The 5189-nt window shown below is 45.3% G+C and carries 4 protein-coding genes; 2 read left to right on the top strand and 2 right to left on the bottom strand.

Annotated elements, in window-relative coordinates:
• A partial coding sequence (locus AACZ40_RS28070) for a hypothetical protein (RefSeq protein ID WP_339676876.1) occupies positions 1–209 on the top strand: 209 nt, incomplete at its 5' end.
• Positions 210–286: 77 nt separating this feature from the next.
• Here AACZ40_RS28070 and AACZ40_RS28065 read toward each other — a convergent pair.
• The gene (locus tag AACZ40_RS28065) at positions 287–3805 is read right to left on the bottom strand and encodes a protein kinase (RefSeq protein ID WP_339676874.1); all 3519 of its coding nucleotides are present in this window, start codon (positions 3803–3805) and stop codon (positions 287–289) included.
• 16 nt (positions 3806–3821) lie between these two features.
• Complete coding sequence (locus AACZ40_RS28060) at positions 3822–4349, bottom strand: ECF-type sigma factor (RefSeq protein ID WP_291169208.1); 528 nt, start codon at positions 4347–4349, stop codon at positions 3822–3824.
• A gap of 339 nt (positions 4350–4688) precedes the next feature.
• On the opposite strand from AACZ40_RS28060, the gene AACZ40_RS28055 reads away from it, so the two are divergent.
• The gene (locus tag AACZ40_RS28055) at positions 4689–5144 is read left to right on the top strand and encodes a hypothetical protein (protein WP_291169211.1); all 456 of its coding nucleotides are present in this window, start codon (positions 4689–4691) and stop codon (positions 5142–5144) included.
• The last annotated feature ends 45 nt before the right edge of the window (positions 5145–5189 follow it).

Below are 5189 nucleotides of genomic sequence, written 5' to 3'. Positions count from 1 at the left end.
AGATGCCGAGAAAACGATTTACTGTTGAGCAGATTATTCAGAAGCTTCGTGAAGCGGAGGTCAGACTGTTGCGAGTGGAAACCAAAGCCTCGTCCGAGGATTCCAATAAAAAAAAGCAGCGTGGAGTAGACTGGCAATTCAAAGTTCAAGACGCCATAGTGAAATTGAAATCACTTTATCCCATAAATCAAATCCTGACACGGTACTAGACTGGACTATTCCAGAATGAATATCCTTGGTTGATGACTGGGGACGGTTTTTTGACAATGGTATGGAGCTGTCAATCTTACTTCTCTGGCTGATTTATTTTGTTAGAAGAATCAATCTTTTTCTTAACGAGTTCAGCCTTCCAAATATCCATACCCTCACTCCCTGGACGATCGGATCCTAAAAGAAGAGTTTTACCGTCGGCGAGCAGACGTGGATTTCGATCCTCCCATGGTGCCAATTTAGATTCAAATAATACCGGATCCGACCAGGGGCTATCATCTCCTGAGCGTGTTGATATAAAGAGTTTGAATTTTTTAATAATATTTTGATTTTGATCTGATATCGCTCGTGCGAAGATCAACATGCGACCATCATCGCTGATGGTGCCTTCCGTTTCGGATTCATTTGTATTTACAGGAAATCCGATTGAATTAAAATTGCTCCAAGGTGCTTCCTTTGATAAACGTGTACTGATCCAAAGATCTGTGCTAATCTGCGTGCTTTTAGCTCTTCCCATCCTGGTCATAATCAAGGAATGTCCGTCTGCAGAAAGGTCGGCTGCAATTTGAAAATGTCCACTACTCTGATAAGGAACCGCTTTCGACCAAGTCAGTGTGGTAGAAGATCGCTTTGAAATATATGTATTCCAGGAACCATTTACTTTCCGTGAAAACAGTAATTCGCGACCGTCAGCACTAATGCTGGGATGAAATTCAATCGCTTCTGTGTTGATCGCCTCCCCTAAATTGACCGGTTGTGACCAGGCTGTATCTACAGAATCCCGTGTTGACATCCACAAATCTTGGTTATCATTTTTCAGGTTACGTGATGATGAAAAAACAATCGTCTTTCCATCTGCCGTCATGTCGGCACATGAGTCAGTGCGAAGCATATTGATCGGCGCATCGAATTTCTTTATCACTTTCCACTCCCATTCACCAGTTGCGAGCAGATCAGCGGCAGACATTAAACTTTCGGACTTGCTCTTATTGGGATGATTCCTGGGGCTACCTTTCTCAGATGCAGTGTCGATCCGTTTATCCCGCATAGCCTGCTGCAATTGTTTGTCAGAAGAATTGATCTCTTTCTTGACTAGTTCAGCCATCCAGATATCCATATAACCACTTCCTGGCCGATCAGAACAAATTAGCATTGTTTTACCATCGGGTTGTAAGCGTGGGTTTCGAGACTCCCAGGAATCGGGCTGGTTTTCAAAAGGAACTGGAGTCGACCATTCGGCTTTTCTGTCAGACCGAGTTGCAATATAGAGTTTTGAAATCCGCTGTCTACTATTGATCGTATTACCATCAATTCGTACGAAAACCAGAATTCGACCATCATCACTGATTGTGCCTTCCGTTTCGTATTGATCTGTATTTACAGGAAACTCTATTGGCGAAACTTTTCCCCAGGCATCGTTCGGTGATCGTCGCTCTCTAATATAGAGATCTGGCCAGATTATCTTCCCGTTTTCAGAATTGCCAAACCTCATTAAAACAAGAGTATGCCCATCAGAAGAAACATCTGCTGACATTTGATATTTACCATCCTCTTCGCAGGAGACAGCTTCTGACCATGTCGATAGAGAAGATGTTCGTTTCGAAATATAAGTATGCCATTTTCCATCCACATTTCTGGTAAACATCAACTCGAGTCCATCAGCGCTGATACTAGGTTGAAATTCAACCGCCTCTGTATTGATTGCTTTACCCAAAGGGATCGGTTGAGTCCAGGCTGCATCAACCGATTCACGAGTCGTCATCCAGATATCCGTATTGGGATTGTCTTTATTTTGATTTATTGAATACACGAGCGTCAGTTTGTCGGCTGTCATATCTGCGCACGATTCGGAGGCACTGGAATTATTAATCGGTGTATCGAATTTCTTTGTGACCTTCCATTCCCATTCACCTGTTGCCAGCAGATCGGCGGCGGACATCAAGTTCTCGTCCATGCACTTGACCGGTTGATTCCCGGGGATGATTTTCTCGACAGCAGCGCTGACCTGTTGACCTTGTGTCGTTGGTAGTGATTCTTTTATTCCATTTTCCTGAGGCGGTGATTTCAAAGCCTGATAGCTGCCGAAGGCGAGAGTAATGAACAGGACTGGAAACACAAGCAGCCAGCTTTGCTTAAACTTTTTGAGCGAGGAACTGGAACCTGCGGCATTAAGAGATCGCGATTGATTCCTTGTGTGTTGATCAGCCTTATTCGATTGTTTATAAGAATGGTCTTCTTTACTTTTATTTTCCACAGGAGCTGCAATCTCACACTCTTCTATTGCTGTGATGAGTTCTCCCATGGTCTGGTAGCGGTCATCCGGATTTTTGGCGAGCATCTTGAAGCAGATGTCTTCTATCATCTGCGGAACATCCTGACGCTGCTCACGAATAGAGGATATTTCCTGATTCTGATGTTGCAGGAAGACTTTAAAAATTGAATCCCCACGATAGGGGGCCTCACCAATTAATAGAAAATAGAAAGTGCATCCCAGGCTGTAAATATCCGAACGCGAATCAGCGCGAGAGGCATCGAGGGACTGTTCTGGTGCCATGTAAGAGATCGTCCCGAGCATCATCCCGGGATTGGTCAGTTCAGTGCGATTTTCATTTTGCAGGTCATTATTTCCGGCTAGTGCCGCTGAATAATCACGCACAGATTCATCAACATTTGCCAGCCCCAGGTCCAGTACTTTGATGGTTCCTCCCTCGTCCATCATCAAATTTCCAGGCTTGATATCCCGATGGATGATCCCCCGTTTGTGTGCATACCTTAACCCCCGTGCAGCCTGTAAAATACACGACACTGCCTGTTCAAGAGAGAGCGGCCCTTTTTCCTTGATGACCTGGCTCAGATTGGCACCGCGTACATATTCCATAACCAGAAAATCAACACCATTGGCCTGATCGGCATCGAATGACCGGACGACATTCGGGTGATCGAGCGTGGCTGCAACCCGGACTTCACGTTGAAACCGTTTAATTTGTTCTGGAGAAGAAAGCAGGTTTTGTGAAATCATCTTCACCGCGACTACACGATTCATGGTCCGGTGAATCGCCTTGAAGACCATCCCCATCCCACCCACGTCGATCAGATCGAGGATGAGATACTTCTGGATCAGCAATTCTGGTGAGCCTTGCAGAAGAGCCGATGCCTGATATTGTGTCAGTTTCCCTTCTGAAACCAAGTTCGAAGCGATCAGGCGCGGGTCTGAAGAATCAGCTTCTGATTTTGCTGCTTCGCGGAGCGCCTTGATTTCGTCTTTCGATAAAACTCCAACCCCTGATAGTTCAGAGAGTTTGGAAAGAAAAGTATCGCAATCGATGACTTGTGTAGCTTCATTCTCGCCCAGATCCTCTGTCCTCGATTCGGCTGCCATTTCATTGAGAGGGATATCTGTCAGGAAATCCTTCAGGCCTCCTTCAAGTGGGTTTTGATCGAGACTGTCATATTCCAGGAGAGAGAGGACTTCCTCAAGCAATGCTTGATCATGACCACATTGCTCTGCCAGCCAGGTATCCCGTTCTTTATCAGCCGGGAGCTCTAAAGCTGCTGCAAATAATTCCTGAACGCGACTGGTATTTTCTTTACTCATTATTCTGGTTCAGATTCTAATTCTGTCCTAGTTTGCGATAGAGCCAGGCCCTGGCGAATCGCCAGTCGTTATTGACCGTTCGCAAAGAGATGCCAAGCTGCTGTGCAATTTCATCACCACACAGTCCTCCAAAAAACTTCAGTTCGACAACTTGAGCTGCACGTGGGCTTTCACTGTGAAGTGCCTCCAGCGCATCATTCAGCTCAAGAATATCTATCTGGTTGGCGTCATCCGCGACAGAAACGTGCAATGCAATTCCGCGTCCGTCCATTCCGCCCCGTTTTTGTGCCTTGCGCTTCCGAGCATAATCCACCAGAATCCGCCGGATTATTACGGCTCCGGCTGCCAATACTTGGGAACGGTCAGACAGACAGAAATTCCTCTGGTCCAAAAGCCGCATATAGGCATCGTTAACGAGAAGCGTGGGTTGCAGAGAATGACCTGGCGTTTCATTAGCCAGGTCCCGCTGGGCAATACGATATAGAATCTGGTACATCTCACCGTCCCAATCGGCGTTGGGCTGATGTACTTCAGGATTGTCCATTAATAGGCCCAGGCGGAAAGAATGTGCGGGTACAGCGGGAGATTAACTGCATTTTTTAAAATATCGTTGCACAAAATCCTACTCGTTTTCGCCACCTATTACAACAAAAAAATCCATTTACTAAAGGGAACAGCGATTCCCTTAATACAGTGCTATAAATCAATGAGACTGCTGAATAAAGAAAACAAAGGGATCATAATGCATCGCAAACACAGTTTCATAAATGCTCTGGTAAAAACTGGCTGGGCATACTTTTAATGGAATGTCAATCAGAATTGCTTTAGGTTTAATCTTCAACCTGTTTTTAAATTTTGAACTGAATGAAAAGAGGAACCACTCATGAACGCGACTGGCAAATTAATGACCGTGGTATTACTTGTCTCGCTCTCTCATCAGGGTTTTGCAGATGAATTATATTCTATCGGGTTGGGTAAGCCCGCCTCCAGTTGGGGTGTCGTCTCGAAATCGATCTTTGACGTTCATGGAATCCCTAAGCCTGCAATTGAGAAGGTGAAGAAGATCATTGAAGCAGGGGGAGCGATTCGCGGGTTCGGTTTTACCCCTGACGGCGGTTGGGGGTTGACTTACTACGAACAAGACAGAGTACGACTTTATTGGACTGCCAGTCAGGTCCCCCAATCAGCAATTGACTATATGAAAAAAAGCTCTCAAAACGGTGCCAGTATTCTTGATATGGCTTTTGGAACGAACAACTCCTGGTTTGTACTGACCCGAAAAAATGATACTAACATTTGGCGATATAAAGGAATTCCCGTAGATCTAGCTAGTGTCTGACCCGAAAGCGTTTTGGTTCGTAAATAATAGCGTGAAAATGTGAGA

The sequence above is a fragment of the uncultured Gimesia sp. genome (assembly GCF_963972345.1).
Classification (GTDB): Bacteria; Planctomycetota; Planctomycetia; order Planctomycetales; family Planctomycetaceae; genus Gimesia.
The sequence above is the reverse complement of the archived record's forward strand: the minus strand, read 5'-3'. Positions and strand labels throughout refer to the sequence as shown.

Coding starts and splice junctions, on each gene's coding strand:
- AACZ40_RS28060 (WP_291169208.1), bottom strand. CDS start 4,349: ATGGACAATCCTGAAGTACATCAGCCCAACGCCGATTGGGACGGTGAG.
- AACZ40_RS28055 (WP_291169211.1), top strand. CDS start 4,689: ATGAACGCGACTGGCAAATTAATGACCGTGGTATTACTTGTCTCGCTC.
- AACZ40_RS28065 (WP_339676874.1), bottom strand. CDS start 3,805: ATGAGTAAAGAAAATACCAGTCGCGTTCAGGAATTATTTGCAGCAGCT.